We start from the raw sequence: 23,749 nt of genomic DNA on the forward strand, positions 1-23,749 counted from the left end.
TGTTCGCCGGCGGCGATCGCCAGGTGCGCGATGTGCTGGTCAATGGTCAGTGGGTGGTGCGCGATGGCCGGCATGCCGGCGAAGAGCACAGCGCCCGAGCCTTCACCCGGGTCCTGCGCGATCTTTTAGGGTAAGAAAAGCAAAAGATCGCAGCCTTCGGCAGCTCCTACACGAATGCATTCTCATGTAGGAGCTGCCGAAGGCTGCGATCTTTTCGCTCTTAATTGGATGTCTTGGCCATCTGCCGATCCGACGCGCGCCAGATCAGGCGTGTGGTGTCGTAACCCTGCTGACGCGCCTTGCTCAGCAATTCTTCGCGCACTACACCGTTGACGGTCGGTGTGCGTGACAGCAGCCACAGGTACTTGCGACTCGGATCGCCGACGATGGCGGTCTTGTAATCGTCGCTGACGTACAACACCCAGTACTCGCCCTTTGCCACACCCGGCACCAGGCGCGAGAACCAGTTATCGAATTCGACCCAGAGCTTGTCGGTCTTGCCCGGCACTTGTGGATAAGCCGTGCCCTTGGCTTCTTCCCACTGCCACTCCGGGGTCAGGCAACGATTGAGCACGCCGACATTACCGTCAGGCTTGAGGGTGTAATGGGCTTCGGATTGCGCGCAGTGGCGCTGAAAGTACATCGGCAAGCGTGCCAGTTCATACCAGGTGCCCTGATAACGCTTGAGATTGACGCTGTTGACGGTCTTGGGCGCCAACGGGTCGACGCCGGAAGTGGCGCAGCCAGCCAGTACCAGGCCAGCAAAAAGGATCAGCAATAACCGCTTCATTTTTTTCTCCGTGGGCGCGAAGCCCCGGTTTACTTCAGGCCTTGGCCGGAAAACATCAGCACTTTGTCACCGGCGTATTGCACGCTGATAAAGCTGTTCTTGTCGCCCCAGGTACAGCTGGACATACCGAGCGCGCCCGAGCAATCAGTGGGCTTGCCGAGAAGGGTTTCCACTTCGGACTTGGCCATGCCGGCCGAGAGCTTGGAGTAGTTTTCCTGATTGACCTTGCTGCATGCGGCCAACAGCACGCAAAACGACAGCAGGGCGATAGATCGCAGCGACATGGTGAAACTCCTGGAACGAGGGGGGATGGCATGGTGCCAACCAGAAGCTTAGAAGAGAAAAGTGTCATCTGGTTCCGTGACCGAACGCCTATTTATCAGCCCGCCTGTCCGGCTTTTGCCGGTAAATCAAAAACTTTGTGAAGCCGTCGAGCATTTCGTCGACTTTCCTTGCAAACGCCTAATCTTTGGCGCGGCGCGGTCGAAAATAAGAGCAGCGCAACGCTGCCGAATATGGCAAATTGCCGCCCTTTCCTGACCAGCCCCCTCGCGGTAGTTCATTCGATGACCAGAAACATGAAATTCAGCCACAAGATTCTGCTGGCTGCTGCCCTTGTGGTGGCCGTTGCGTTCGCCTGTTTCATCTTCTTCAACGACTATCGCCAGCGTCAGGCCTTGAGCAGCAGTACCGAAGCGACCATGCAGGAGCTGGGCAGCCTGACCACCAGCAACATCCAGACCTGGCTGGAAAGCCGCATTCAGCTGCTGCAATCGCTGTCGCAGCAAGTCGCCGTTGACGGCAACGCGCCCGCCAGCCTCAAACGCATCATTGACCTGCCCGCCTACACCGGCAATTTCCAGCTCAGCTATTTTGGCGGTGCCGACGGCGTGATGTTCTCGGTGCCGGCCGGCAACCGCGCGCCGGACTACGATCCACGGGCGCGCGGCTGGTACAAAGCCGCCAATAGCGCACAGCAGACCATCGTCACCGAACCGTACATTGCCGCTTCGTCGGGCAAGCTGGTGATCACCGTCGCCACGCCGGTGCAGCGTCAGGGCCAGATGCTCGGCGTGGCCGGGGCCGACATCGATCTGACCAGCGTCAGCGCGATCATCAACTCGCTGAACTTCGGCGGCCACGGTCACGCATTCATCGTCAGCGCCGAAGGCAAGATCCTGATTCACCCGGACAGCAAGCTGGTGCTCAAGACCCTCGCCGAGGCCTATCCGAACGGCGCGCCTCAAGTCAGCCCGGGCCTGAAAGAAGTCGAGTTCGACGGCAAGACCCAGTTGATTTCCTTCACTCGCGTCAACGGAGTGCCATCGGCTGACTGGTACGTGGCGCTGGTGCTCGATAAAGACACCGCGTTCTCGATGCTCAGCGAATTCCGCACCTCGGCGCTGATCGCCATGGTCATCGCCGTGCTGATCATCATCGGCCTGCTTGGCATGCTGATTCGCGTGCTGATGCAGCCACTGCTGACCATGGGCCGCGCGATGCATGACATCGCTGAAGGCGAAGGCGACCTGACCAAGCGTCTGGTGATTCACGGCAACGATGAATTCGGCGCGCTGGGTACGTCGTTCAACCGCTTCGTCGAACGCATTCATACGTCGATCCGCGAAGTGTCCTCGGCGACCGGCCAGGTCAACGAAGTCGCCCTGCGTGTGGTCGCTGCCTCGAACTCGTCGATGTACAACTCAGACCAGCAGGCCAGCCGCACCAACAGCGTCGCCGCCGCGATCAATCAGCTCGGCGCCGCCGCTCAGGAAATCGCCCAGAACGCCGCCCTCGCCTCGCAGCATTCCAGCGATGCGCGCAGCCTCGCGGTCGACGGCCAGCAGGTGGTGGATAAAACCATCCACGCCATGCAACAGCTGTCGGCAAAGATCAGCGATTCCTGCGGCAACATCGAAACGCTGAACAGCAACACGGTGAACATCGGCCAGATTCTCGAAGTGATCACCAGCATCTCCCAGCAGACCAACCTGCTCGCGCTCAACGCCGCCATCGAAGCCGCGCGCGCCGGTGAAGCCGGACGCGGTTTCGCCGTGGTCGCCGACGAGGTGCGCAACCTCGCGCACCGCACCCAGGATTCGGCGCAGCAAGTACAGAAGATGATCGAAGAGTTGCAGGTCGGCGCACGTCAGGCAGTAACCATCATGACCGAGAGCCAGCGCGAGAGCGAAAGCAGCGTCGGCATCGCCAACCAGGCCGGCGAGCGTCTGGGCAGCGTGACCCAGCGCATCGGCGAAATCGACGGTATGAACCAGTCGGTGGCCACCGCGACCGAAGAACAGACAGCCGTGGTCGAGTCGATCAACGTTGATATCAACGAGATCAACACGCTGAATCAGGAAGGCGTGGAGAACTTGCAGGCGACATTGCGAGCCTGTTCGGACCTTGAGCAGCAGGCGGCGCGGTTGAAGCATCTGGTCGGCAGCTTCAGGATCTAAGCTGCAGCCTCAGGCCTCTTCGCGAGCAGGCTCGCTCCCACAGGTATCTCCGGTGGTTACACAATTTGAGTGCACCACCAGATCCTATGGGAGCGAGCCTGCTCGCGAAAGCGGCCTGCATCACGCAGAATGTCTTCAATATAAACATCGGGAATTTGCCAGATGAACAAGAAACACAACGGGGTTCATCCAGATCAAATCACATTATTGGCAATCCTTGCGCTGGGTAGCGAGGAAATCGATCGAGGAAACTATACAAACGCTGAAGACGTATTTCTTGAGCTAGATGAACTGGATCCAGCCCAGCAATCTAGAACCGTGATCCAGGTTTGGAAAGAAATACCAACTCTTCAGCCGTAGACTCCCGCCCCAACACCGCATTGCGATGCGGAAACCGGCCAAACCGCGCAATCACTTTCTGATGCCGCTCGGCATAGTCCAGGTTATCGGCAAACACGGCCCGCTCCGTTTCCGGCTGTTCAGCCACCAGCTCGATAAATCTGGAAACAGCCTCATTCTGCACTGCGAGATTTTCGCAGTGTTCGAACACCAGATAAATGAACACACGCTGAATCGGTTTCAACTGCCGATCGAAATCCGCTGCAATGCCTTGGGCGACGAGCTTCTGTGCGAGCAGATCACCGGAAAACGCTTTGGGGGTGTCGCGATAGATCATGCGTGGCAGCTGATCGAGCAACAGCACCACCGCCAGCCAGCCTTCGGGACATTGCGTCCACTCGGTCAATTCGCCGGCCAGGGCCTGATCGACAAAGACCCCGAAACGCGTCTGCGCTTCGAGGTCTTGGCTGTTTCGCTTGCCGAACCACAACTTGCCCTTTTCGGCCGCCACTTCGCTGGCTGATTCGGCGTGTCCGAACCACCAGTCGAGCAACGGCTGCCAGGGCGCGTGCATGGTTTATTCCTTGTGGTAGGCCGTGGCGCGGGCGACTTCTTCTTTCGAGCCGAGGAACACTGCAACGCGCTGGTGCAGGCCTTCCGGCTGGATGTCGAGAATACGCTGGTGACCGTCAGTGGACGCGCCGCCGGCTTGTTCGACGAGGAACGACATCGGGTTGGCTTCATACATCAGGCGCAGCTTGCCCGGTTTCGACGGCTCGCGGCTGTCGCGCGGGTACATGAACAGACCACCACGGGTCAGAATGCGGTGTACGTCGGCAACCATCGCCGCGACCCAACGCATGTTGTAGTTCTTCTTCAACGGGCCTTCTTCACCGGCCAGCAGCTCGCCGACATAGCGCTGCACCGGGGCTTCCCAGTGACGCTGGTTGGACATGTTGATGGCGAATTCCTGGGTGGTTTCCGGGATGGTGATGTCTTCGTGAGTCAGGACGAAGCTGCCCATTTCGCGGTCCAGGGTGAAGCCTTTGACGCCGTCGCCCAAGGTCAGCACCAGCATGGTCTGCGGGCCGTAGATGGCGTAACCGGCGGCCACTTGCTGGGTGCCTGGCTGCAGGAAGGCTTTTTCGTTCAGCGGCTCGTTCTGGCTCAGGTATTCGTTCGGGCAACGCAGTACCGAGAAGATCGTGCCGACCGGGGCGTTGATGTCGATGTTCGACGAGCCGTCCAGTGGGTCGAAGACCAGCAGGTATGCGCCTTTCGGGTATTTGCCCGGGATCTGGTAGGCGTTGTCCATTTCTTCGGACGCCATGCCGGCCAGGTGACCGCCCCATTCGTTGGCTTCGAGCAGGATCTCGTTAGAGATCACGTCGAGCTTCTTCTGCACTTCGCCTTGCACGTTCTCGGTGCCCATGCTGCCCAGAACACCACCCAGGGCGCCTTTGGACACGGCGTGGCTGATCTCCTTGCAGGCACGCGCTACCACTTCGATCAAAAAGCGCAGATCGGCAGGAGTGTTGTTGCTGCGGGTCTGCTCAATCAAATAGCGACTCAAGGTAACGCGGGACATGGACGGCTCCGGTGGAATGGGGGGCGGAAAACCCGCGCAGTTTACAGGGAGTCTGAAAACCTAGCGAGCGAAGACGCCGGCTAACGTGCGCCTGGGTGTATTTGCCTGTATGAGACGTGATTGTTGGTGGAGAGTTCAGGTGTCGGATTGAGCGTAGTTCGGTTCGGCATGAGCGATTGAGGATTTTCAGTGTTTGCCCGGGCGCCTTCGCGAGCAAGCTCGCTCCCACATTGGAATGCATTTCAACTCTGGGGCGAGCCTGCTCGCGAATGGCGCGCAGCGCCGGCCATGCTCAGGTATTGGCTGGCGGCTTGCGCAACAGGCTGAACGCCATCGCCCCGAGAAACACCACACTGAGCAGCAACACCGCCCACAGCCCGAACTTCTTCCAATTGGTTCCGGCCACCGCAGCCGTCGTCGCCGTTGAGGTTTGCGTGGCCACTGCTTCGTCCTGCACCGTCGCCTTGCCCAGGCTCGCCAGCTTTTCTGGCTTGAAGTCCGGAATCAACGTTGCCAGTGGCAGGTTCGCCGTTTTCACCGTGGCATTGCCCAAGGCCAGGCTGTACGGCCCTTCGCCCCGGGCGAGGAAGATCACTTGCGTGGCGCGCACCGCATATTTCAGGTCCGGCGCCTGCTCACCCAGACCGCCGCCGCGCTCATCCACGGTCAGCTTGAGTTGCTGCACGGTCTGCCCGGACAGCGGGATTTCGTTCTGCACCACGTCCTGATTGTTCTGGCTCAGGCGATACAACAAACCGCTGCTCAGCGTCTGCCACGGCAAGTTGCTCTCGCGCCGGCCTGCCAACGTCACCGGCGCCAGACTGTTCGGCTGCTTCAGCTCAATCTGCACCCGCTCGACATTCAGCCCCATCGGCAACTGCCAGATGTATTCTCCGGATTTGGTGCTGCTGCCGGCCACGCTGGGCGACCACACCAAAGGCAGCGGCAGGTTGCGCGGGTCGCTGCTTTTCAATTGTGCCGACGTCAGGACGGGCGCCGAACCCGGCGACTCCCACAGCAGACGCACATAGCGCGCGGTCTGCCCCGGCAGGGTCACTTCGTGCTGTTCGATGCGCTCATCGGAAAAGGTCAGCCGTGCCACCTGGCCCTCGCCCCAGGACTGCCAGTGCTGCAGATCGTCGCTGGCCTCGATGCTGAAACGCTGGAAACCGTCGCGCTCGCTGGTCCAGTCGAGGATCAACTGCTGCAACGGTGCCTTGATCGCACTGGCATCGAGCAGCCAGCCGCGCAGCACTTCTTCGCCCGCCTCCAGTTGCGAGGACGGTTGCACTTCGACCAGGGTGCCGTTGGTGGTCGACTGCACGCGCACATTCGGCGCACGCTCGCTGGCGTCGGCAGCGTTGTACAGCGGGAACCATTTGACCTCGTGCAGCTTGCCGTCGTCGCGGGTCTGCGCCGATTCGCGAGCCAAGGCGTAGGCCTGCGCTTCGCCGGCGGCGTTGAACACACGCAAGTCGCTGAGATCGGTCTGGCGCGCCTGCAATTGCGCGCTCAGCGGCAGGTCGAGGCGATACCACGGGCCATTGCCGCTCACCGTCAACGGGACTTGCGTGGCGAATTCCGCCGGTTTTTCCTGAGCACCAGCGACCATCACCACGCCCAGCGCCAACCACCCCAGATTCAGCATGCGACTCAAGATGCAACTCCTTCGGTATCCGGCGCGGGTTTGTCCGCCGCCGGTTCAGCCTCGACGCGTTTGGGTGGCAGCGGCGCGAAGTAGCCGACCACCAGCAGCAATACGCCGACACCGATAAACGAGACGATCCGGGCGAGACCGCCACGGTTGCTCAGTTCGACAAAAATCAGTTTGGCCACCACCAGCGCAATCAGTGCCGCGCCGATGAGCCACACTTCGCGGCGATGGCGCAGATGGCCGCCGATCATCAGCCCCAGCGCCATCAACGTCCAGACGATCGACAGGCCGGCCTGCACCAGCATCGACGCGAGCAGTTGATCAAGCTCGAACGGGATGCCAGCCCAGTGATGCGCCGCGCGGGTGACCAGCGCGGTGCAGAAGGCGAACAGCGAAACCCCGGCGATCAGTTGCGTGGCGTGGTCGGCATGATCCTGACGGATCGACAACTGCGCAACGGCGCTGCGCGACCAGACATAAACGCCGAACAGGGCAAACAGCAGGCCCAGCTCCAACGGGTTGAGCAACGGCACGTAAGGCAATGGTTCGGCATTGCCATCGCTGACGCCATTGGCCAGCCAGAACCACGCCAGCATCAGCACCGCCAGCGGTGCCGCCGCATACAAGCGGTACTCCCGAGAAAATGCGGCCACCGGCCAAGGCCAGTTGCGCGGTGCAGCCATCAGCAGCAAATACAGGCTCGGCAGAATCGCCCAGCCCAGCCAGCGCCACGCGTTGTATTGCTCGGACAACAGCAGCAGGCCGTAACGCAACTCCAGCGCCAGCACGCCAATCAGCAGCCAGCAACCGAGCACATGGGCCACGCTCAATGCGCGCGCCGGCAACATCGACGCCAAGCGGCGCAGGCTGAAGAAGTGCACCGCGAACAGCGCCGGCCACGCCAGCCAGCCGAAGTCGGCGGCCGGGTGGTAGCGCGAATGCCAAGCGCCGAGCAAAACCAGCGCCGCCGCAGGAATCAGTAATGTGCAGAGCAACCCCAGCGCCGGCCATTTCAAGCGCAGTGACAACAGCGTCCACAGCGCCACACTGATCACAGCGACCAGCAGCAACAATGTGCCTTGCAGGTTCGGCGAGGCGAAACGCAGGATTTCGCTGACCCACGCCAGCGTCCACCAACCGGCGCCCCAGACCAGCAGCACTTGCGACAAGCGCTGCAAACTCAAGGCATCAAAAGCCGTGGCATGGTTGCCCAATTGCAAGCGCCACGCACCGATCAGCGCGGCCAGCCCCAGCACCAGCGGTGTCCAGAAGCCGCCATGGGCCAATGGTTGCAATCCTTCGCTAGACAACGGCCCGTGCCATTCAGGCCCGGCGAGCAGAAACGCAGCGCCGCCGACCACCTGCAACAGCAGCCCGAAAACGAAACTCAGACGCTGTTGCAGGTACAGGCTCAGCCAGATGATCAGCAAGCCGCTGGCCGCCCACACTGCACTCGCGGTTTGCCACGGCAGCACGAACAGCACCGCCAGATTGATCAGCACCAAGCCGGCCAGCAGCACCACCGACAAGCCGCGCAGCAGGCGCACATCGCCGCGCACCATCTCGTCCCGCGCCGCGAGCAGCATGCCGCCGATCAAGGCCAGACCGATCAAGGACGCACTGAGCAAACCGCTCCAGCCAGCGCTGAACACCGCCGCCGAATCTTCGCCGGCCGTTTGCAGGCGCAACAGAAATAACGCGCCGCCCAGCAACTGCACGGCGAATGCGGTGAACAGGAATGTGCGTGATTGAATCCGCAAGCCGACAAACAACGTTGCCAAACCCGCCAACGCCCAACTGATCGCCGTGCCCTGGATGAACAGGAACAACGGCGCCAGCAGATACAGGAACGTCAGGCCCAGACACGCCAGCAGCGGCATTCCTTGCCTTTCCCACGGCAATGTTTGCTCGGGCGTAGCCTTGCGCAGTTGGAAGAAACTGAACAGCAGCGCGGCGCCAAGCATCAGCGCGCCCAGCGGTGCGCCGTCGAGCAGGCTGCTCTCGCCGGGCTGCAACTGGCTGAGAAACGCCAGTGCCGAACCCAGTTGCAGCAGTAAGGCAAAGGCCCGGGCAAACGGTCGATGCTGACGCAACCCGAGCCAGAAAATTCCCGCGCCTTCCACGGCCCACGCCGCAGAAGTCCAGCGCGCATCGAGCCCCAGCGGAATCGCCAGGCTGGTGAAAATCACTCCCAGCGCCAGGCAGGTTTCGCCCAGGAGCATCGCGCGCCCGCCCATCAAAACTTTGGCCAGCGCCATATAGATCATGCCCAGCGCCAACGCACTGAACGCCGCCGCAAATTCGAGGTGCTGGACCAACGCAAACTGCAAACCGAAGCCAATGATCGGCGGGCCGAACAGCATGGTGCCGTCGACATAATCACCCTTGCGGGCCGACCATTGCAGCAGCGCCTCGCGATCAGCCTCCGCCGGAGCATCATGCAGGTCGCGCAATTTGCGCCGGGCGAACAGCAGGCCGATGGCGAGGTACATGAGGAAAAACACAATCAGGAACGGCTCGGTGCTCCACAGCAGTTCCGGCGTGTAGGAACGCAGGCCCCAGGCGAAACCGATGCCGAAGGTGCCGACGAAGCCGATCAGATTGAGCAGGCGCCAGGCCTTGAACCAGGCGATGGCCAGAATACCGGCGTTGAGCAAGGCGAAATAGCTGAACAGTGCGACGTGATTGCCTTCGCCTGTAGAGGTGAGAATCGGAGCGGCGAAACCACCGAGTGCCGCCGCTGCGGCCAACCCCAGCGCGTCCTGGGTAATCGCCAGAATGGCCGAGAACACCGTCACCGCGACCAGCAAACCGAGTGCAGCGGACGGATCAAGCAACGGATGCAAACGCATCGCCGCAAACACCGTCAGGTACAACACCGCGATCCCGGTCCCTTGCAGCATCAACGCATAGTTGCTGTTGCGTCGTCGCAGCCACCAGCCCAGCGCCAGCAGGGCCAACGCTGCTGCCGCGACGCCGGCGTATCGCAACTCGATCGGCACCACCATGCCTTCGGTGGCGTAACGCAGTAAAAATGCCAGACCGAAAAACAGCAGCACCACACCGACGCGCAGCACTGTATTGCCGCCAAACAGCCAGTTGCGCGCAGCGCTGATGCCGCGTTCGATCAGGTTCGGGCCACGGGGTTCGGCGGGTTTTTGCGGTGGTGCAACGGGAGCCGGTTCGGCGCGCCAGACATCCGCCGGCAGCGGCTGGCTGGTTTCGCGGGCGACGGCGGAAATCGGTTCGAGTTCGGGAGGCAGTTCCCAGATCAGTTCAGGGGTCGGGGCTGCCTGCTCAGCCACGTCGACGGGTGCGGCGACTGGCTCGGCTTCAGGTGACGGCGCGGGCGCATGCGAGGGCGAACCCTCCAGCACAAACAGCCGCTGAGCCACGCCTTGCAAGGCTTCGCGCACCTGCTCGAGTTGACGCTGTTGTTCCGCCGCCTGCGAGCCAAGGCGCGCAATGCGCAGCGCCTGGCCGATGACCAGCCCCAGCAGCGCACCCAATAGCGCGCCACTGAACGACTCGTCGAGCAGTCCACCGAGCACCAGCCCGATCAACATGAACATCCATTGCATGGTCGATATCCCTAAGCAGCCCCGGGGCGGGGCGAGTCCGGCGATGGCTTCAGTCTAGGCACAAACCGTGTGGGAGCGAGCCTGCTCGCGAAGGCGGATTGTCAACCAACATTTCTGTTTAAGTCGACGATCGCTTCGCGAGCAGGCTCGCTCCCACAGGGTACGGCGGTGATTGATGCCTTTTAACCGGCGCTCAGTATATCGATCCAGCCCAACAAACGTTGGGCCTTGCGCAGATTTGTCGGGGAAAGTTACTCCAGCGCTTTCCAGATATCCGTGGCGTACTCGCGAATCGTCCGATCGGAAGAGAACCAGCCCATCCGCGAGGTGTTGAGCACCGCCGAACGCCACCAGTTCTGCGAGTCATGCCAGTGCGCATCGACACGCTTCTGCGCTTCCCAATAGGAGTCGAAATCGGCGCAGACCAGGAAGCGGTCATAGTCGATCAACGAGTCGATCAGGCCGGTGTAACGCGAGGTATCGTCCGGCGAGAACACACCGCTGCGAATCGCTTGCAGCACATCGTTCAAACGATGGGAGGCGGCGATGTCGGGTACGGCGCTGAACTCGTGGTTCTGCTTGCGCGCTTCAACCTGTTGCGCGCTGAGACCGAAGATGAACATGTGCTCGGCACCGATGCGCTCGCACATTTCCACGTTGGCACCGTCGAGGGTGCCGATGGTCAGCGCGCCGTTGAGGCCGAACTTCATGTTACTGGTGCCCGACGCCTCGAAACCGGCGGTGGAAATCTGCTCGGACAAGTCCGCCGCCGGGATGATGCTTTCGGCCAGGCTGACGTTGTAGTTGGGCAGGAACACCACTTTCAGCAGGCCGCGCACGGTCGGGTCGTTGTTCACCACCCGAGCAATGTCATTGGTCAGCTTGATGATCAGCTTGGCCTGGTGATAACTCGCCGCCGCTTTACCGGCGAAGATTTTCACCCGTGGCACCCAGTCGACTTCCGGCTCGGCACGAATCGCCTGGTACAACGCCACGGTGTGCATCAGGTTGAGCAGCTGGCGTTTATATTCGTGGATACGTTTGACCTGCACGTCGAACATCGCCGCCGGGTTGACCGCGATCCCGAGGCGCTCGTGAATCAGATAGGCCAGCGCCTTCTTGCTGTGCAAACGCTGCTCGGCGAAGGCTTTGCGGAACGCGGTTTTCTCGGCGAACGGCTCGAGTTCGAGCAGGCGCTCTTCAGGATGATCGAGCAGGTCCGGGCCGAGGGCATCGACCAGCATCGAAGTCAGTTCCGGGTTGGCCTGATACAACCAGCGGCGGAAGGTGATGCCGTTGGTTTTGTTGTTGATCCGCTCAGGGTAGAGCTTGTGCAGTTCGGCGAATACGGTTTTGCGCATCAGCTGCGTATGCAGACCGGACACGCCATTGACGCTATGCGAACCGAGGAACGCGAGGTTGCCCATGCGCACCCGGCGGCCGTTGTCTTCTTCGATCAGCGACACCGCGCGCAACACGTCGAAGTCGTGAATGCCCTTGGCCCGCAGCGAATCGATGTGCTGCGCGTTGATCAGGTAAATGATCTGCATGTGCCGTGGCAGCATGCGTTCCATCAGCCCGACCGGCCAGGTTTCCAGCGCTTCCGGCAGCAGCGTGTGGTTGGTGTACGACAGCGTGTCGACGGTGACTTGCCATGCTGCGTCCCACGCGACGTCGTAGACGTCGACCAGTTGGCGCATCAGCTCGGCCACCGCAATCGAGGGGTGAGTGTCGTTGAGCTGGATCGCCGCGTGATCACCGAGGGTCAGCACCGAGGTGTGCATGTTGCGGTGACGGCGCAGCAGATCCTGCAGCGAGGCGGCGACGAAGAAGTATTCCTGACGCAGGCGCAGTTCTTGCCCGGCTTCGGTGCTGTCGGCCGGATAAAGGACGCGGGAGATACTTTCGGCGCGAGCCACTTCCGCCACGGCGCCCAGGTGGTCACCGGCGTTGAAGCGTTCCAGGTGCAGGTCTTCCATGGCGCGGGCACGCCACAGGCGCAGAGTGTTGACGCTCGCTCCGCGCCAGCCGACCACCGGCGTGTCATAAGCAATGGCGCGCACGGTTTCCGCCGGCGACCAGACCTGACGAGTCTTGCCGGAGGCATCGGTGACGGTTTCGACGCTGCCGCCGAAGCCGATCGGGTAGGCGACTTCCGGCCGTTCGAATTCCCAAGGGTTGCCGAAATCCAGCCAGTGTTCGGTCTGCTCCTGTTGCCAGCCATCGACTATCGCCTGACGGAACAAGCCATGCTCATAACGAATGCCATAGCCATGGCCGGCGATGCCGAGGGTCGACATGCTTTCCATGAAGCACGCCGCCAGACGACCGAGGCCGCCGTTGCCGAGCGCCGCGTCGGGCTCCAGCAGGCGGATGCGCTCCAGATCGACGCCCAGTTCGGTCAGCGCCTCACGGGCGACGTCGAGCAGGCCGAGGTTGCTCAGGCTGTCGTAGAGCAAACGGCCGATGAGAAATTCCAGCGAGAGGTAATAAACCCGCTTCTGGCCTTTGCGATAGATCTGTCGGGTGTGGTCCATCCAGTGTTCGACCATGTGATCACGCGCAGCCAGGGCGATGGCTTCGAACCAGTCATGGTCGAAGGCGTGATCGGGGTCTTTGCCCACGGCGTAGGTGAGTTTGGTCAGGACGGCGTCGCGGAATGCGGCCACCTCTGCTTCGCGAACTAGTGGTTCTTGAGTCATCAACAGGACCTCGAGCGAGCGGGAATTTTCTGAGCCTAGACGGTCTGACCGGCGCTAACGGCTCTGGTTCGGCAGTATTTGCGCGGACTGTGCGCCAGTGCGACATAACCTTGGCGGATGAGCCAATGAATGCAGGGGCCGTGCCGTCCTGTCGGGCAAAATGCGGCCGCTGTGAAAATATCCGGCGAAAGGTTGTTCAAAATTCCACCGCTCCCGGTATGATCGCGCGCCCTGATGCATACACGCCTGGTAACTCCCGATGATGAAGCCCAACCTGATCGCCGCCGCCGAGATTGATCGTCTCGATACGTGGGCCAAATATTCGGCGCCGATGTGCGGCTCGTGCATGTCCAGCTGCTGCACGTTGCCGGTCGAAGTGAAGATCAAGGATCTGGTGCGCATCGGCGTCGTCGACGAGTTCGAACTGGGCGATCCGCCAAAGAACATCGCCAAGCGTCTGCAAAAGGAAGGTCTGGTCGAGCGCTTCAATCAGAAGTCGGGAATCTTCACCCTCCAGCGCATGAGCAACAACGACTGCTATTACCTGGATCGTAAAACCCGCCTGTGCACCATTTATGACAAGCGCCCGGACACCTGCCGCAACCACCCGAAGATCGGACCGCGGCCGGGGTATTGCGCTTATAAGCCGAAAGAAGTCGAGCGGGTGCAGAATTTCCGGGCCATCGACAAATTTTGATCGCGCCTGATCGTTCCCACGCTCTGCGTGGGAATGCAGCCCGGGACGCTCCGCGTCACTCCTGAAGCCGAACGCGGAGCGTCCGTTGAGGCATTCCCACGCAGAGCGTAGGAACGATCAATACGCCCACAAAACCCTGTGGGAGCTGGCTTGCCAGCGATGAGGCCAGCACAAAGATCGCCTAAACCCCAGACAAACAAAAACGCCCCCGGTCTCGCGACCGGGGGCGTTTTCTATTCCAGGGCTGAATTACGCCTTGGCTTTCTTCGCAGCGCGGGTACGCTCGCTTTCGTCGAGGATCTTCTTGCGAAGACGGATCGACTTAGGCGTAACTTCGCACAGCTCGTCTTCCTGGATGTATTCCAGAGCCTGTTCCAGGGTGAAGCGAACAGGTGGGACCAGAGCGATGGTTTCGTCTTTACCAGAAGCACGCATGTTGTCGAGCTTCTTGCCTTTGGTTGGGTTGACGCCCAGGTCGTTGTCGCGGCTGTTCTGACCAACGATCTGACCGTTGTAGATTTCCTGGCCGTGTTCTACGAACAGCTTGCCACGAGCCTGCAGGGTTTCCAGCGAGTAGGTCAGAGCCTTGCCGGTTTCAACCGAAACCAGAACGCCGTTCTGACGGCCGGACATGTGGCCCGACTTCACTGGAGCGTAACGGTCGAAGATCGAGGTCAGGATGCCAGCACCGTTGGTCAGGGTCAGGAACTGGTTACGGAAACCGATCAGACCGCGAGCAGGGATGTTGTATTCCAGACGAACACGGCCCTTGCCATCCGGCACCATGTTGCTCAGGTCGCCCTTACGCAGACCCATCTCTTCCATGACCTTGCCCTGGGATTCTTCAGGGATGTCGATGGTGACGTTTTCGAACGGTTCCTGCTTCACGCCGTCAACTTCACGGATGATCACTTCAGGACGGCCCAGTGCCAGCTCGAAGCCTTCGCGACGCATGGTTTCGATCAGTACCGAGAGGTGCAGCTCACCACGGCCGGAAACCTTGAACTTGTCAGCCGAGTCGCCTTCTTCAACGCGCAGTGCAACGTTGTACAGCAGCTCTTTGTCCAGACGATCCTTGATGTTACGGGAGGTCACGAACTTGCCTTCTTTACCGCAGAATGGCGAGTCGTTTACCTGGAAGGTCATGGAAACGGTTGGCTCGTCAACGGTCAGCGGCTTCATCGCCTCGACGGTGTTGATATCGCACAGAGTGTCGGAGATGAACAGCTCGTCGAAGCCGCTGATGCAGACGATGTCGCCAGCTGCTGCTTCGTCAACGTCGATGCGGTGCAGACCGTGGTGACCCATCAGCTTCAGGATACGACCGTTGCGGCGCTTGCCGTCGGCGCTGATAGCGACAACCGGGGTGTTCGGCTTGACGCGACCGCGAGCGATACGGCCAACACCGATAACACCCAGGAAGCTGTTGTAGTCCAGAGCGGAGATCTGCATCTGGAACGGACCGTCACGGTCAACGGCCGGAGGCGGAACGTGGTCGACTACCGCCTGGTACAGCGGAGTCATGTCTTCCGCCATGGCGGTGTGGTCCAGACCGGCAATACCGTTCAGGGCCGAAGCGTAAACAACCTGGAAGTCCAGTTGTTCTTCGGTCGCACCGAGGTTGTCGAACAGGTCGAAGATCTGGTCCAGAACCCAGTCCGGACGTGCGCCTGGACGGTCAACCTTGTTGATCACCACGATTGGACGCAGGCCGGCTTCGAAAGCCTTCTTGGTCACGAAACGGGTTTGCGGCATAGGGCCGTCTTGAGCGTCAACCAGCAGCAGAACGGAGTCGACCATCGACATTACGCGTTCAACTTCGCCGCCGAAGTCGGCGTGGCCCGGGGTGTCCACGATATTGATGTGGTAGCCGTTCCAGTTGATGGCGGTGTTCTTCGCCAGAATGGTAATACCGCGCTCTTTTTCCTGGTCGTTGGAGTCCATCACGCGCTCGTCGTTGAGCTCGTTGCGCTCCAGGGTGCCGGATTGACGCAGGAGTTTGTCTACCAGGGTGGTTTTACCGTGGTCAACGTGGGCAATGATGGCGATGTTGCGTAGATTTTCGATCACTTGTGTATCTCGATCAGAGGATTCGGTTTGCTGACAAGTCATGGCAGCGATTAGCAGTAGTGTCCGGCATGGCCGTTACAGCTTGACGGCGGTGTCGGGGGGCCGGTGACGCAGGCCACAGGCAAACAGCCCCGGGCACTTAGCTCGGTCGATAAACGCGCACATTGGCATGCCCCTCACTGAGCAAATGGTGGGCATGCAGGCGACTCATCACGCCTTTGTCGCAATACAGCAGGTACTGGCGAGTAGGGTCCAGTTCCTTGAAACGTGCGTTCACTGCATAGAACGGCATCGTCTGTACCTCTATGCCGGCGAGTTCCAGCGGGTCATCCTCGGCGGCATCCGGGTGGCGGATGTCGATGACGATCTGACCGGCCAGCGCTTCGCTGACTTCTTCAATCTGCAAATCCTGGCCCAACTCGTCGATTACCCGATCGATCGGCACCAGTTTGGCGTTGGCGAGCGCACGCTCGAGTACCGCCATGTCGAATTCTTTCTCTTCGTGCTCAACCCGGCCCCGCTTGGCGGCAGTCTTGGGGTTGACCGAAATCACGCCGCAATATTCCGGCATGTGCCGGGCGAAATCGGCGGTGCCGATCTCGTTGGCGGTGTCGATGATGTCCTGCTTGTGCGCGACGATCAGCGGCCGCAGCACCAGTTTATCGGTCACGCAGTCGATCACAGACAGGTTCGGCAGCGTCTGGCTCGACACCTGGGAGATCGCTTCACCGGTCACCAGTGCATCGATGTGCAGGCGTTCGGCGATCTCGGACGAGGCGCGCAACATCATACGCTTCAAAACCACGCCCATATGACTGTTATCGACTTTGCCGAGAATTTCGCCCAGCACTTCCTCGAACGGCACACTGACAAATAGCACGCGTTGCGAGCTGCCGTACTTCTTCCAGATGAAGTGCGCGACTTCCATCACGCCCAATTCGTGTGCACGCCCGCCGAGATTGAAGAAGCAGAAGTGCGCCATCAGGCCGCGACGCATGATCTGGTAAGCCGCCACGGTCGAATCGAAGCCGCCGGACATCAACACCAGCGTCTGCTCCAGCGCACCCAGCGGGTAGCCGCCGATGCCGTTGTGCTGGCTGTGAATCACGAACAACCGTTTGTCGCGAACTTCGATACGGACTTCGATTTGCGGCGCTTTAAGGTCGATTCCGGCCGCACCGCACTCGCGACGCAGCTTGCTGCCGACGTATTTTTCCACGTCCATCGAGCTGAATGCATGCTTGCCTGCGCGCTTGCAGCGCACCGAGAAAATCTTCCCGGCCAGCGCATCGCCGTAGTGCTGTTTGCACTTTTCGGTAATGTCGTCGAAGTCGCCCAGCGGGTACTCGTCGATCTGCAGAAAGTGCGCGATCCCCGGCATGCAGGTCAGGCGCTCGCCCATCTCCTTCAAGGCTTTGGGGTCGGTGACGCGGGTTTCCAGCTCGAGATTGTCCCACACGCCGTTCACCACCAAGGCCGGGTCCAGGTCACGGAGCACGGTGCGGATGTTCTTGGCCAACTGGCGGATGAATTTCGTCCGGACAGGTCGGCTTTTGATGGTGATCTCGGGGAAGACTTTTACGATAAGTTTCATGAAAACAGCGCGCGAACGGCCAGCCGAAAAAGGGGGGCGCGGATTATAGCGGAAATTGCTCAAGGTTTAACCAGTTAATGTGCAGAAGGTTTTGCGCGCACCAAAACAGGTCATTTACGGAATTAAACGCAACATTACGGGGCGGGATTTGTCGATTCAGTAGCCTGCGCACCTTAATAAGCGTGAATTTGGGGCAAAAAACCCATGCTGGGGCACTGGCATGCAATTTGCTCCCTTGTGAGGCAGGTTGCCTTGGCAGAGTATTCGCGCCGGCATCACCATTATTAAGGGCATCCACTACCCGCCCTAATTCACCCGGAGGACACTATGTCGAAGTCGGTTCAACTCATCAAAGATCATGACGTCAAGTGGATTGATCTGCGCTTCACGGACACCAAAGGCACTCAGCACCACGTGACCATGCCGGCTCGCGATGCGCTGGATGACGACTTCTTCGAAGTCGGCAAGATGTTCGACGGTTCCTCCATCTCCGGCTGGAAAGGCATCGAAGCCTCCGACATGATCCTGATGCCGGTCGACGAAACTGCCGTACTCGATCCGTTCACCGAAGACCCAACCCTGATTCTGGTGTGCGACATCATCGAGCCTTCGAGCATGCAGGGCTACGATCGCGACCCACGTGCGATCGCCAAGCGCGCCGAAGAGCACCTGAAAGCTACCGGTATCGGTGACACCGTATTCGCCGGTCCAGAGCCTGAGTTCTTCATCTTTGACTCGGTGAAATTCAAGTCGGACATCTCCGGCTCGATGTTCAAGATCTACTCCGAGCAAGGTTCGTGGATGTCCGACCAGGACATCGAAGGCGGCAACAAGGGTCACCGTCCAGGCGTGAAAGGCGGCTACTTCCCGGTTCCACCGTTCGACCACGACCACGAAATCCGTACCGCCATGTGCAACGCACTGGAAGAAATGGGTCAGTCGGTTGAAGTTCACCACCACGAAGTGGCAACTGCCGGCCAGAACGAAATCGGCGTCAAGTTCAACACCCTGGTGAAGAAGGCCGACGAAGTTCAGACCCTGAAATACGTTGTGCACAACGTTGCCGACGCTTACGGCCGCACCGCGACCTTCATGCCGAAGCCACTGTACGGCGACAACGGTTCGGGCATGCACGTACACATGTCGATCTGGAAAGATGGCAAGAACACCTTCGCAGGTGAAGGCTATGCCGGCCTGTCCGATACCGCTCTGTACTTCATCGGCGGCATCATCAAGCACGGTAAGGCCCTGAACGGCTTCACCAACCCGGCGACCAACTCCTACAAGCGTCTGGTGCCAGGCTTCGAAGCTCCGGTAATGCTTGCCTACTCGGCTCGCAACCGTTCCGCTTCGATCCGTATTCCTTACGTGTCGAGCCCGAAAGCCCGCCGTATCGAAGCACGCTTCCCGGATCCGGCTGCCAACCCGTACCTGGCCTTCGCAGCACTGCTGATGGCCGGTCTGGACGGTATCCAGAACAAGATCCACCCAGGCGATGCTGCCGACAAAAACCTGTACGACCTGCCGCCTGAAGAGGCGAAAGAGATTCCACAGGTTTGCGGCAGCCTGAAAGAAGCCCTGGAAGAGCTGGACAAGGGCCGCGCCTTCCTGACCAAGGGCGGCGTGTTCTCCGACGACTTCATCGACGCTTACATCGCGCTGAAATCGGAAGAAGAAATCAAGGTTCGCACCTTCGTACACCCACTGGAATATGAGCTGTACTACAGCTGCTGATCCGGTAGCGCTGCGTAAAGTGGCGCGACAGAAAGAGGCCTCCTTCGGGAGGCCTTTTTTATTGCCCGGCGCAACGCATTTTCCATGTGGGAGCGAGCCTGCTCGCGAAAGCGGTGGGTCATTGATCGTTCCCACGCTCCGTGTGGGAATGCAGCCCGTGACGCTCCGCGTCACTGGACGCGGAGCGGCCCAGGAGGCATTCCCACGCAGAGCATGGGAACGATCCGTGTTTTGGCTACCAGTCTTTTCAATTCCAGTTATTAACGGTTTTGGCCAACCGCCCCACCTGCCCTATGCTGCTACCCATCGCTTCCAACCCCGGTCGATTTCATGGGTCGCACGTTTCTCTACATTTTGCTGCTGATCGCCCTGCCCACCGCCGCGCAGATCTACAAGTACACCGACGCCAACGGCAACACGGCGTACAGCAATCAGCCGCCGGACGGCGTGCAGGCGCAACCGGTCGAGCTGCCACCGCTCAATCGGGTCGAGCCGCAAGCACCGAGTGCGCCGCAAGCACCCACCGCAGAACAACCGCAACCAGCGCGCAACGCCTATGAAATCCTCGAACTCGCCGGCCTGCCCACTGACGAGGCGCTGCGCGCCAACAACGGCACCTTCACGGTCAACGTCCTGATCAAACCGCGCCTGCAACCGCCGCATCAATTAAGGCTGCTGCTCGACGACCAGCCCTATGGCCAGCCGAGCAACGTGCCGGTTCTGCAATTGATCAACATTGATCGCGGCGAGCATCGCCTGGCCGTGCAAGTGATCGATGGCCAGACTGTCATCCAGCAGAGCCCGCCCGCGGTCTTCACCGTGCAACGGGTGCACACGCCATGATCCGCGCGGGGCTGGTACTCGTCCTGGCACTGATGTCGACGTCCGCCTCGGCGGAGGTCTTCACCTATCTCGACGCGCAGGGCAACCGCGTCTATACCGACCAGCCACGCGCCAACGCCAAGCGAGTGCCGATCGCGACGAGCAATCGCATGGCGGTCCCTGCCAACACCGCAGCGCCGATCACCACAGCGAAAAAATCCGCCGAACCAGCGCCCTTTCACTACGACATGCTGCGCATTCTGATCCCGGAGCCCGATGCTACTTTGCGCAACAGCGCCGGCGAGCTGATCGTCAGCGTCACCAGCGAGCCCGGCCTGCAAGGCGGCCATCGTTATCGCTTGCTGCTGGATGGCAAGGCCACTGGCGAGCCCGGCGTCAGCCCGGTATTTGCGCTGAGCAATATCGATCGCGGCAGCCACAGCCTTTCGATCGAGATTCTCGACGCCGCCGGGCGTACCGTGGAACGCACCGCCAATCAGCCGTTCCACATGCTGCGCATTTCCCTGGCGCAGAAACGTCAGGTCAAACCCTGTGTCGCCGACGAATACGGCGTGCGCCCGGAATGCCCGCTCAAGGACAAACCTGAAGAACCGAAAAATCCATTCCTGCGCTTCTTTTAACGCCTGCCGGGCATACGCACCCTATTGGTGCACTAAACTGCATCTCGCCCACACCCCAACCCATTTTGGTTCGAAACTTCCCGTTGGAGCTGGCTTCGTGCCATACAAACGCGCGTCAAACGCCTGTTTCAGGGGTTAAACGCTTCTTTTCGGAGCCTTGGTTTGGTTTTTGCATTTTCCCGACATCAGCGCTTTGTTCTCGCGCACGCCTTGCTCCAAAAGGGGTCCAGATGACCATAAGCGACGCTATTCACCGTTTGCTACTCGACAACCTGACCACGGCGACCATCCTGCTCGACGCCGAATTGCGACTGGAGTACATGAACCCGGCGGCGGAGATGCTGCTGGCGGTCAGCGGTCAGCGCAGTCACGGCCAGTTCATCAGCGAGCTGTTTACCGAATCCCCCGAGGCGCTCAATTCCCTGCGTCAGGCGGTGGAGCAGGCGCACCCTTTCACCAAGCGTGAAGCGATGCTCACCGCCCTCACCGGCCAGACGCTGACCGTGGATTACGCGGTGACGCCGATTCTAAGTAACGGCGAGACTTTGCTTTTGCTTGAAGTGCATCCGCGTGATCGCCTGTTGCGCATCACCAAGGAAGAGGCGCAGCTGTCCAAGCAGGAAACCAGCAAGATGCTGGTACGCGGCCTCGCCCACGAGATCAAGAACCCCCTCGGCGGCATCCGTGGCGCGGCGCAATTGCTCGCCCGCGAACTGCCAGAAGACAGCCTGCGCGATTACACCAATGTGATCATCGAAGAGGCCGACCGCCTGCGCAATCTGGTCGATCGCATGCTCGGCTCGAACAAACTGCCGTCGCTGGCCATGTGCAACGTCCACGAAGTACTCGAACGCGTCTGCCATCTGGTCGAGGCCGAAAGCCAGGGCTGCATCACCCTGGTGCGTGATTACGACCCGAGCATTCCCGACGTATTGATCGACCGCGAGCAAATGATTCAGGCGGTGTTGAACATCGTGCGCAACGCGATGCAGGCCATCAGCAGCCAGAACGAGCTGCGTCTGGGCCGCATCAGCCTGCGCACCCGCGCCATGCGCCAGTTCACCATCGGCCACATCCGCCATCGTCTGGTGACCAAGATCGAGATCATCGACAACGGCCCGGGCATCCCGGCGGAACTGCAGGAAACCATTTTCTTTCCCATGGTCAGCGGCCGCCCGGACGGTACCGGGCTGGGCCTGGCCATTACCCAGAACATCATCAGTCAGCACCAGGGCCTGATCGAGTGTGAGAGCCATCCAGGCCACACCACCTTCTCGATCTTCCTGCCACTGGAACAAGGAGCCACATCGACATGAGCCGTAGTGAAACCGTGTGGATCGTCGATGACGACCGTTCTATCCGTTGGGTCCTGGAAAAGGCCTTGCAGCAGGAAGGCATGACCACCCAGAGCTTCGACAGCGCCGATGGCGTGATGAGTCGTCTGGCCCGGCAGCAGCCGGACGTGATCATTTCCGATATCCGCATGCCGGGCGCCAGTGGCCTGGATCTGCTGGCGCGGATTCGCGAACAGCACCCACGGCTGCCGGTCATCATCATGACCGCTCACTCCGATCTGGACAGCGCTGTCGCCTCCTATCAGGGCGGCGCTTTCGAGTACCTGCCCAAGCCCTTCGACGTCGATGAAGCGGTATCGCTGGTCAAACGCGCCAATCAACATGCGCAGGAACAGCAAGGTTTAGAAGTGGTGCCGGCGCTGACCCGCACCCCGGAAATCATCGGCGAAGCGCCGGCGATGCAGGAAGTGTTTCGTGCCATCGGGCGCCTGAGCCACTCCAACATCACCGTGCTGATCAACGGCGAATCCGGTACCGGTAAAGAACTGGTCGCCCACGCCCTGCACCGCCACAGCCCACGCGCGGCCTCGCCGTTCATTGCCCTGAACATGGCGGCGATTCCCAAGGATCTGATGGAATCGGAACTGTTCGGCCACGAGAAAGGCGCGTTCACCGGCGCGGCGAATTTGCGTCGCGGTCGCTTTGAACAGGCGGACGGCGGCACGCTGTTTCTCGATGAAATCGGCGACATGCCGGCGGACACCCAGACCCGTCTGCTGCGTGTGTTGGCCGATGGCGAGTTCTACCGCGTCGGCGGCCATGTGCCGGTGAAGGTCGATGTACGCATCATCGCCGCGACCCACCAGAATCTGGAAACGCTCGTCCACGCCGGCAAATTCCGCGAGGACTTGTTCCACCGCCTCAACGTTATCCGCATCCACATCCCGCGCCTGTCGGATCGTCGCGAAGACATCCCGACCCTGGCCCGGCACTTCCTCAGCCGCGCCGCGCAGGAACTGGCGGTCGAGCCGAAGCTGCTGAAAAGCGAAACCGAGGAATACCTGAAAAACCTGCCGTGGCCGGGCAACGTGCGCCAGCTGGAGAACACCTGCCGCTGGATCACCGTCATGGCCTCCGGCCGTGAAGTGCACATCAGTGACTTGCCACCGGAACTGCTCAACCTGCCGCAGGATTCGGCGCCAGTGACCAACTGGGAACAGGCCCTGCGCCAGTGGGCCGATCAGGCCCTGGCCCGTGGCCAGTCGAGCCTGCTCGACAGCGCAGTGCCGGCGTTCGAGCGGATCATGATCGAGACTGCTTTGAAGCACACCGCAGGACGTCGGCGTGATGCGGCGGTGCTGCTGGGTTGGGGGCGGAACACCTTGACGCGCAAGATCAAGGAACTGGGGATGAAGGTTGATGGTGGGGATGATGATGAGGGGGAAGAGGGTTAAGTCTCCGGTTCTCCGCTGAACCCATTCTCGAGCAGGCTCGCTCCCACAATTGGAATGCGCTTCCCCTGTGGGAACGAGCCTGCTCCTGGCGGCGTTCCGACGAAGCTTTTTGCGCAGCATGCACCGCATCAATGCACGATGACCCGGGATCGCGCAGAGCCCGATGCTCATCGCCCAGTTGCAAAGTGTTGAAAATTCCAGACTTCAAATAAGCGAAAGCCCCGTATTCCGGGGCTTTCGCTTTCCCAAAGCGTTTTTTGTTTCAGCGAATTTAAACCTGGCACGCACCCTGCAATACCTATCTCAGGTGATTCGTTTCACCACCCGTT

Annotated in this window: 16 protein-coding genes; 7 read left to right on the plus strand and 9 right to left on the minus strand. The window is 60.5% G+C overall.

Going from position 1 to position 23,749, the window contains the following annotated elements:
* Nucleotides 1–220: 220 nt before the first annotated feature.
* Both J5M66_RS08215 and J5M66_RS08220 read right to left on the minus strand, forming a co-directional pair.
* Nucleotides 221–790 carry a lipocalin family protein gene (locus J5M66_RS08215; RefSeq protein ID WP_016772094.1) on the minus strand — a complete coding sequence of 190 codons (570 nt, stop codon included), beginning with the start codon at nucleotides 788–790 and terminating at the stop codon, nucleotides 221–223.
* A 29-nt stretch (nucleotides 791–819) separates the two neighbouring features.
* Nucleotides 820–1,074, minus strand: a complete 255-nt coding sequence (locus tag J5M66_RS08220; protein WP_016772095.1) for a hypothetical protein — start codon at nucleotides 1,072–1,074, stop codon at nucleotides 820–822.
* A gap of 282 nt (nucleotides 1,075–1,356) precedes the next feature.
* Here J5M66_RS08220 and J5M66_RS08225 point away from each other — a divergent pair, with 282 nt between their 5' ends.
* Nucleotides 1,357–3,249, plus strand: a complete 1,893-nt coding sequence (locus tag J5M66_RS08225) for a methyl-accepting chemotaxis protein (RefSeq protein ID WP_197047952.1) — start codon at nucleotides 1,357–1,359, stop codon at nucleotides 3,247–3,249.
* A 310-nt stretch (nucleotides 3,250–3,559) separates the two neighbouring features.
* Here J5M66_RS08225 and J5M66_RS08230 read toward each other — a convergent pair whose 3' ends face one another.
* From J5M66_RS08230 to J5M66_RS08250, 5 genes are all read right to left on the minus strand, one after another.
* Nucleotides 3,560–4,162: a DUF924 family protein gene (locus tag J5M66_RS08230; protein ID WP_123444033.1), complete on the minus strand. Its 603-nt coding sequence runs from the start codon at nucleotides 4,160–4,162 to the stop codon at nucleotides 3,560–3,562.
* A gap of 3 nt (nucleotides 4,163–4,165) precedes the next feature.
* On the minus strand, nucleotides 4,166–5,176 hold the full coding sequence (locus J5M66_RS08235; RefSeq protein ID WP_016772098.1) for a class 1 fructose-bisphosphatase: 1,011 nt from the start codon (nucleotides 5,174–5,176) through the stop codon (nucleotides 4,166–4,168).
* Between the two features lie 292 nt (nucleotides 5,177–5,468).
* Nucleotides 5,469–6,833 (minus strand): DUF3999 domain-containing protein, encoded by a 1,365-nt coding sequence (locus J5M66_RS08240; RefSeq protein ID WP_207807971.1) that lies wholly within the window; start codon nucleotides 6,831–6,833, stop codon nucleotides 5,469–5,471.
* On the minus strand, nucleotides 6,830–10,411 hold the full coding sequence (locus J5M66_RS08245) for a DUF2339 domain-containing protein (RefSeq protein WP_207807972.1): 3,582 nt from the start codon (nucleotides 10,409–10,411) through the stop codon (nucleotides 6,830–6,832). The genes J5M66_RS08240 and J5M66_RS08245 overlap by 4 nt, the downstream gene beginning before the upstream one ends.
* 251 nt (nucleotides 10,412–10,662) lie before the next feature.
* Nucleotides 10,663–13,113, minus strand: coding sequence for a glycogen/starch/alpha-glucan phosphorylase (locus J5M66_RS08250; RefSeq protein WP_016772100.1), 2,451 nt, complete (start codon nucleotides 13,111–13,113; stop codon nucleotides 10,663–10,665).
* Nucleotides 13,114–13,372: 259 nt separating this feature from the next.
* Here J5M66_RS08250 and J5M66_RS08255 point away from each other — a divergent pair, with 259 nt between their 5' ends.
* Nucleotides 13,373–13,810: a YkgJ family cysteine cluster protein gene (locus J5M66_RS08255; protein ID WP_016772101.1), complete on the plus strand. Its 438-nt coding sequence runs from the start codon at nucleotides 13,373–13,375 to the stop codon at nucleotides 13,808–13,810.
* Between the two features lie 249 nt (nucleotides 13,811–14,059).
* Here the strand turns inward: J5M66_RS08255 and typA are convergent, their stop codons facing one another.
* Complete coding sequence (gene typA, locus J5M66_RS08260; protein ID WP_016772102.1) at nucleotides 14,060–15,880, minus strand: translational GTPase TypA; 1,821 nt, start codon at nucleotides 15,878–15,880, stop codon at nucleotides 14,060–14,062.
* 139 nt (nucleotides 15,881–16,019) lie between these two features.
* Entirely contained in the window at nucleotides 16,020–17,474 is a 1,455-nt protein-coding gene (gene thiI / locus J5M66_RS08265) for a tRNA uracil 4-sulfurtransferase ThiI (protein ID WP_123444036.1), read from the minus strand.
* Between the two features lie 327 nt (nucleotides 17,475–17,801).
* Here thiI and glnA point away from each other — a divergent pair, with 327 nt between their 5' ends.
* From glnA to ntrC, 5 genes are all read left to right on the plus strand, one after another.
* Nucleotides 17,802–19,208, plus strand: coding sequence for a type I glutamate--ammonia ligase (gene glnA / locus J5M66_RS08270; protein WP_016772104.1), 1,407 nt, complete (start codon nucleotides 17,802–17,804; stop codon nucleotides 19,206–19,208).
* 330 nt (nucleotides 19,209–19,538) lie between these two features.
* On the plus strand, nucleotides 19,539–20,051 hold the full coding sequence (locus J5M66_RS08275; protein ID WP_123444038.1) for a DUF4124 domain-containing protein: 513 nt from the start codon (nucleotides 19,539–19,541) through the stop codon (nucleotides 20,049–20,051).
* Nucleotides 20,048–20,671 carry a DUF4124 domain-containing protein gene (locus J5M66_RS08280; protein WP_123444039.1) on the plus strand — a complete coding sequence of 208 codons (624 nt, stop codon included), beginning with the start codon at nucleotides 20,048–20,050 and terminating at the stop codon, nucleotides 20,669–20,671. The genes J5M66_RS08275 and J5M66_RS08280 overlap by 4 nt, the downstream gene beginning before the upstream one ends.
* Before the next feature lie 230 nt (nucleotides 20,672–20,901).
* Complete coding sequence (glnL, locus tag J5M66_RS08285) at nucleotides 20,902–21,987, plus strand: nitrogen regulation protein NR(II) (protein ID WP_016772107.1); 1,086 nt, start codon at nucleotides 20,902–20,904, stop codon at nucleotides 21,985–21,987.
* A complete protein-coding gene (gene ntrC, locus J5M66_RS08290; protein WP_016772108.1) occupies nucleotides 21,984–23,420 on the plus strand; it encodes a nitrogen regulation protein NR(I) in 1,437 nt (478 codons plus the stop codon). The genes glnL and ntrC overlap by 4 nt, the downstream gene beginning before the upstream one ends.
* The last annotated feature ends 329 nt before the right edge of the window (nucleotides 23,421–23,749 follow it).

It is taken from the genome of Pseudomonas sp. 67(2021) (genome assembly GCF_017491835.1).
Taxonomy (GTDB): Bacteria; Pseudomonadota; Gammaproteobacteria; order Pseudomonadales; family Pseudomonadaceae; genus Aquipseudomonas; species Aquipseudomonas atacamensis.

Bases quoted from the DNA above. Each gene is read 5' to 3' on its own strand.
- J5M66_RS08215 (WP_016772094.1), bottom strand. From the start codon at position 790: ATGAAGCGGTTATTGCTGATCCTTTTTGCTGGCCTGGTACTGGCTGGC.
- J5M66_RS08220 (WP_016772095.1), bottom strand. From the start codon at position 1,074: ATGTCGCTGCGATCTATCGCCCTGCTGTCGTTTTGCGTGCTGTTGGCC.
- J5M66_RS08225 (WP_197047952.1), top strand. From the start codon at position 1,357: ATGACCAGAAACATGAAATTCAGCCACAAGATTCTGCTGGCTGCTGCC.
- J5M66_RS08230 (WP_123444033.1), bottom strand. From the start codon at position 4,162: ATGCACGCGCCCTGGCAGCCGTTGCTCGACTGGTGGTTCGGACACGCC.
- J5M66_RS08235 (WP_016772098.1), bottom strand. From the start codon at position 5,176: ATGTCCCGCGTTACCTTGAGTCGCTATTTGATTGAGCAGACCCGCAGC.
- J5M66_RS08245 (WP_207807972.1), bottom strand. From the start codon at position 10,411: ATGCAATGGATGTTCATGTTGATCGGGCTGGTGCTCGGTGGACTGCTC.
- J5M66_RS08250 (WP_016772100.1), bottom strand. From the start codon at position 13,113: ATGACTCAAGAACCACTAGTTCGCGAAGCAGAGGTGGCCGCATTCCGC.
- J5M66_RS08255 (WP_016772101.1), top strand. From the start codon at position 13,373: ATGATGAAGCCCAACCTGATCGCCGCCGCCGAGATTGATCGTCTCGAT.
- thiI (WP_123444036.1), bottom strand. From the start codon at position 17,474: ATGAAACTTATCGTAAAAGTCTTCCCCGAGATCACCATCAAAAGCCGA.
- glnA (WP_016772104.1), top strand. From the start codon at position 17,802: ATGTCGAAGTCGGTTCAACTCATCAAAGATCATGACGTCAAGTGGATT.
- J5M66_RS08275 (WP_123444038.1), top strand. From the start codon at position 19,539: ATGGGTCGCACGTTTCTCTACATTTTGCTGCTGATCGCCCTGCCCACC.
- J5M66_RS08280 (WP_123444039.1), top strand. From the start codon at position 20,048: ATGATCCGCGCGGGGCTGGTACTCGTCCTGGCACTGATGTCGACGTCC.
- glnL (WP_016772107.1), top strand. From the start codon at position 20,902: ATGACCATAAGCGACGCTATTCACCGTTTGCTACTCGACAACCTGACC.
- ntrC (WP_016772108.1), top strand. From the start codon at position 21,984: ATGAGCCGTAGTGAAACCGTGTGGATCGTCGATGACGACCGTTCTATC.